The sequence below is a fragment of the Desulfobacula sp. genome (assembly GCF_021107415.1).
Window position 1 is genome coordinate 1 of the sequence record NZ_JAIOSW010000316.1, and the last position, 5,460, is coordinate 5,460.

Below are 5,460 nucleotides of genomic sequence, written 5' to 3' on the forward strand. Positions count from 1 at the left end.
AGGAAATGACTCTTTTGCAGGCCCTGAAATGGAGTGGATCGGAATAAAAGATTTTTTTTTAGCGGGCAGTGTCAAACTGGAAAAATGTGTACAAAAGGATAAGATTATTACAGAAGGTTTGTTTGATATCATATTTTATCCGGCTGGAAACACAGACGGTGGACGTATAACACTGATGAATAAAAAAGGCAGGACATTTTTAATTGAAGTTAATGTTATTACAGGGAATGCACAGATAATTGAAGAAAATGAATAAAAAAACAGATGAAATGATATCGGTAACCATACCAGTATATAATGAAGAAAAAAATATTAATGAGCTTTATGTAAAGCTCATTAAAACTCTCACCGGTATGGCGTGTGATTTTGAGATTGTTTTTGTAAATGACGGCAGTTCGGATGCAAGTGCTGTCAGGTTGAATGAGCTGTCTGAAAAAGATACCAGGGTAAAAGTTATACATTTTACAAGAAATTTTGGTCAGACTGCAGCCATGATGGCCGGGTTTGATCATGCATCAGGTGATATCATCATTCCCATGGATGCAGATCTTCAGAATGACCCTGAAGATATCCCAAAGCTTGTTGCAAAGCTTGCCCAGGGATTTGATCTGTGTTCAGGGTGGCGAAAAAATAGAAAGGACAATACCTTTAGAAAGGTTTTTGTCAGTAAAATTGCCAATAAACTGGTGTCAAAAATTTCCGGTGTAAAACTCAAAGATTATGGATGCACCCTCAAAGCCTATCGAAAAAAAATCATAAAAGGGGTTCGACTATATGGAGAGATGCACAGATTTATCCCTATTTATGCCAGCTGGGAAGGCGCAAGGATTACTGAACTCCCGGTAAAACATCATGCCAGGATTCATGGGAAATCAAAATACGGCCTTGAGCGGACCATAAAAGTCCTTCTTGATCTCATCGTCATTACATTTCTGGATAATTATGCCCAGAAACCCATTTATGTGTTTGGTGGGGCTGGATTTGTCAGTGCCATGATATCCATGGGTATATTTTTCTATGCTACCTGGTTAAAATATTTCAAGGGAGTTTTCTATATTGACACGCCTCTTCCGGTTCTTGCTTCAATGACAATGCTGGGTGCTTTTATGTGTATTTTACTGGGACTTCTGGCAGAAATGATCATGCGGACATATTATGAGACTCAGCAAAAAAGTATCTATCTTATTGAAGACGTGAAAAATTTTGAGGGAAATAAAAAATAAATGTGCGGTGTTGCCGGGTTTATAGGACAGGGTTCCCGCACAGACATTAAAAGAATGACTGATGCGCTTCAGCATCGGGGACCGGATGCTGACGGCTTTTTTCATGATCAGGGTAATGGACTGTTTTTCGGTCATAGAAGGCTTTCCATCATAGATATTCAGGATGGAATGCAGCCCATGTCCACTACAGATAACAACCTTGCCATCATATTCAATGGTGAAATATATAACCATGCGGAACTGAGAAATGAGCTTGAACAAAAAGGACATAAATTCATTTCAAATCATTCTGATACAGAGGTCCTTCTCCACGGATACAGGGAATGGGGAGAAAAACTGCCCGGAAAATTAAACGGCATGTGGGTATTTGCACTCTATGACAGGCAAAAGAAACTTGTATTCATAAGCAGGGACAGGTTTGGGAAAAAACCCTTGTTTTACTCTATCCAAAACAATACATTTGTTTTTTCATCCGAACTTTCCTCCCTGGTTTTGCATCCGTCCATAAAAACCTCAATTTCTGAAAAGAGTTTAAAAAAATATTTTGCCTATGGATATATTCCATCCCCCGGTTCTATTTATAAAAATATTTCAAAACTGCCCGGCGGACACAACCTGATATATAGTATTTCATCCAATCGGCTGGAGATAAAAAAATACTGGGAATTTGTTCTTGAGCCTTTTGAAAAAATACCCAGTAATCCTGAAGAAGAATGGGGAGAAGAACTGCGCTCGCTTATTTCAAAAGCAGTAAAAAGAAGACTTGTTTCCGATGTTCCCTTGGGAATATTTTTAAGCGGTGGTATTGATTCTTCATGTGTGGCAGCATTTGCAGCATCCTTTATGGAGCCTGGTGCTCTAAAAACTTTTTCCATCAGCTTTGATGAAAAAAGTTTTGATGAATCAAAATATGCATCAATGGCGGCAGCATTTATTAACACAGACCATTATAATGAAAAACTATCCCTTGAAAAATCCAAAAGCCTGCTGTCAAAGATTATTTCAAAGCTTGATGAACCCATGGGAGACAGTTCATTGCTTCCCACATATCTGCTGAGCCGAACCACACGAAAGCATGTGACAGTTGCCCTTGGTGGGGATGGTGCAGACGAACTCTTTGCAGGCTATGATCCGTTCCGGGCTTTACAACTTGCAAACCTGTATTCAAAATTGGTTCCCAGGCCCATTCACAAAGGTATTCAGTCCATTATCGGGATGCTCCCTGTTTCTCACAAAAACATGAGCCTTGATTTCAAACTTAAGCGAACACTGAGGGGATTGAGTTTTCCCCCCAAACTATGGAGCCCGGTATGGCTTGGGCCCCTGTCACCTGTTGAAATAAAAGAACTTTTTAATGAACCAGTGGATATCGAAGATCTTTACTCAGAAGCAATTGAACTTTGGGATACCTGCAAAACCAGGAACTTGACAGATCAGACCCTTCAATTTTATACAAGATTTTATCTACAGGATGATATTCTTGTGAAAGTTGACAGGGCCTCCATGATGAATTCTCTTGAAGTACGGGCTCCGTTCCTGGACATTGAGCTTGTGGATTTTGTTAGAAGAATCCCATCACAATACAAATATAGAAACGGTCAGACAAAATATATCCTGAAAAAAGCCCTTGAAAAAATCCTTCCCAAAGAAATTTTATACAGGTCCAAAAAAGGCTTTGGTATTCCGGTGGGTAAATGGCTGAAGCAACCCTTTTTTGATTTTAATAAAACAATATTGCCTGATATGCTTAATTCAATATTTCTAGAAAAAATTCAAAAAGATCATTTGGAGAACAAAGCAGATAACAGGGCATTCCTCTGGAACTACTGGCTTTTTAAAACCTGGAACCAGAAAAGATGAAGCAATTTTTTTTATAATATATGATGACAACAACATTAACATTGTTAATGGGTAAGACGTGAGCATAATGAAAATTCCAAAGTCCGAAAATCAGTATATTGAGTTTAAGTCTGAAAGAGTTTCAGCAAAGGTTTTTGCTGAGGAGGTCGTTGCTTTTGCCAATGCTGAAGGCGGTGAAATATGGCTTGGGGTAGAAGATGACAGGCAAATTACAGGGATATCCCGCTCTTATGAAGAAGACGTTATGAATATTTGCAGAGCAGGTGTTATTCCACCGCTGCAACCATCATATCAGGAAGTTGTAATTGAGGGTGCTAAAATTGCACGTATTGCCATTGCAAAAGGAGTGGACAGGCCCTATTACACCTCAAAAAATCGTTATTTTATTCGGGTAGGCTCAACGAAACGCATTGCCTCAAGAGAAGGACTGATTCGTCTTTTTCAGGCATCAGGTCTGTTTCATTACGACTTGGTCGAAATAAGTGGTGCAGGTATTTCGCAATTAGATTTTTCTGCAATTGCCGATTATTTTTCCCGATATCAGATCAGCTTTGCAAGTGAGACTGAAGATGAAAAAATAAGGTTGTTAACTGCCAGCGATGTTCTGGGGAACAACGGGCGGCCGACTGTGGGAGGAGATTTGGTTTTTGGAATAAATCCTGAAAAAATTTTACCCCAAGCCGGTATTGCCTTTGCGCATTTTGAAGGGAAGGAACTGGATGCTGAACTTTTTGATAAAAAAAATTTTGGTGGAAGCCTGCCGCGACAGGTTGATAATGCTCTTGCAGCTATTAAAGCCAATAGATCAGTCGCCTCGAGAATCCAGGGGGCAAAACGTGTGGAAAAAGCAAACTACCCTGATAAAGTTTTTCGTGAATTATTGGTCAATGCCGCTGTCCACCGCAATTACAGCATTATTGGTTCTCAGAACCGGGTGTTTATGTTCAGTGACCGTATTGAATTTATAAGCCCTGGCCGTTTGCCAAATACAGTGAGCATTGAAAAATTGTCAGTTGGAACAAGCTTTGCACGCAATCCATTATTGGTTAGATTGATGGAGAATCTCGGATATATGGATAGATTGGGGCGGGGGCTGCCCATGGTCTGCCAGGAGGCAAAAAGGTTGAAAAGAAATGTTTTGTTTGAAGATTCTGGTGAAGAGTTCAGGGTTACCCTCCAATGGCCTTGAATTACGGGCTATTAAAAGCTATGGCATTAAAGTTAAAATGGATTTTTTGAATATATCGTATTCACATTAAAATATAGTTCTTGACAATTAATGTTTCTTTGTTCTATTTTAAAACAAAAAAATAATGTTGTATAAAAAATTGACAAAAGTGATACACCAAATCAATAGAGACATCAGTGAATAAGCAAGAAATAGCAAAGTTGAAAATTTTGACGGAACTTGTCAGTAACAGCCGTGTAACGCAAAGAGACCTGTCAAAGTTGACCGATATCAGCCTTTCATATTTAAATGGTTATATCAAACAATTAATTCAGAGAGAACTGATTCTTGTCAAGAAGATGGATGGAAAGCGGCTGCTATATAATCTCACTCCAAAGGGAATGCTTGAAAAAGTAAGGATGACTACTGAATATGCCAAACAATCCATCAAGCATTATAGCAGGTTAAGAGAAAAAGTAATTCATCTTTGTTCTGAATTAGAACAAAATAGATTAACGAGAATCGTTATCTGTGGAATTTCTGAACCTGCTGAAATTGTTTACATTGCTACGATAGAATGAGGTCTTGAAATAATAAAAGTAGTTGATGACAATCAAAACAATAAAATCTGGTTGAAGAAAAAAATATACTCGATCAAGTCTCTTAAAAATGAAAATGATTTATTCGATTCTGTCATCATTTCAGATATTGAACGCTGCTATGAATTGGCTGAAAAATTGCATGAAGCAGAAGTTCCTTATGGGAAAATGGTCGTATGTACCGGACAAAAAATAAAACCGGTTACAATGGTTCAAATAGTGGATTAAGTTAAAATTTTTTAAAGTGTTTGAAAATCAAAAACTGTTTGAACTAAAGAGAAATATTAAATAAAAACAATATGTTATATGACGTGGGTCATGTAACCTAAGAGGCGGAGCTATCTGGATTTATATTTTTGTAAGATGGATGTCCGGTTTTTAATAGAGGCCTTTGAATAATTGCAATTTTTAAAATTGACATCTAATAAAATCAATGAGTTGCAAAACTGAAATCCATAAAGATAGGGGTTATTCAAAGGTCTCTAATATTCTTTTAATAAATTACGAGTTTCCTCCATTGGGTGCCGGAGCTTCAACAGCAACATATCATATTGGTAAAGAGTTGGTTGCAATGGGGCATGACATAAGTGTGTTAACTTCGGGATACAAA

General features: G+C 38.0%; 6 protein-coding genes. All 6 read left to right on the forward strand.

Features of this window, described 5'->3' with window-relative positions; all coding sequences use genetic code 11:
- Positions 1-256: hypothetical protein (locus K8S13_RS16295; RefSeq protein WP_291464110.1), on the forward strand; the 256-nt coding region annotated here is incomplete at its 5' end.
- Complete coding sequence (locus tag K8S13_RS16300) at positions 249-1,223, forward strand: glycosyltransferase family 2 protein (protein WP_291464112.1); 975 nt, start codon at positions 249-251, stop codon at positions 1,221-1,223. The genes K8S13_RS16295 and K8S13_RS16300, both read left to right, overlap by 8 nt.
- Positions 1,224-3,083 (forward strand): asparagine synthase (glutamine-hydrolyzing), encoded by a 1,860-nt coding sequence (gene asnB, locus K8S13_RS16305; protein ID WP_291464113.1) that lies wholly within the window; start codon positions 1,224-1,226, stop codon positions 3,081-3,083.
- A 67-nt stretch (positions 3,084-3,150) separates the two neighbouring features.
- Positions 3,151-4,272, forward strand: a complete 1,122-nt coding sequence (locus tag K8S13_RS16310) for an RNA-binding domain-containing protein (RefSeq protein WP_291464115.1) — start codon at positions 3,151-3,153, stop codon at positions 4,270-4,272.
- 176 nt (positions 4,273-4,448) lie between these two features.
- Positions 4,449-4,832, forward strand: coding sequence for a winged helix-turn-helix transcriptional regulator (locus K8S13_RS16315; RefSeq protein ID WP_291464117.1), 384 nt, complete (start codon positions 4,449-4,451; stop codon positions 4,830-4,832).
- 51 nt (positions 4,833-4,883) lie between these two features.
- Positions 4,884-5,078 carry a hypothetical protein gene (locus K8S13_RS16320; RefSeq protein ID WP_291464120.1) on the forward strand — a complete coding sequence of 65 codons (195 nt, stop codon included), beginning with the start codon at positions 4,884-4,886 and terminating at the stop codon, positions 5,076-5,078.
- Positions 5,079-5,460: the final 382 nt, after the last annotated feature.

What these genes read in the sequence shown, in the direction of transcription:
- K8S13_RS16300 (WP_291464112.1), top strand. Translation starts at nt 249, where the DNA reads ATGAATAAAAAAACAGATGAAATGATATCGGTAACCATACCAGTATAT.
- asnB (WP_291464113.1), top strand. Translation starts at nt 1,224, where the DNA reads ATGTGCGGTGTTGCCGGGTTTATAGGACAGGGTTCCCGCACAGACATT.
- K8S13_RS16310 (WP_291464115.1), top strand. Translation starts at nt 3,151, where the DNA reads ATGAAAATTCCAAAGTCCGAAAATCAGTATATTGAGTTTAAGTCTGAA.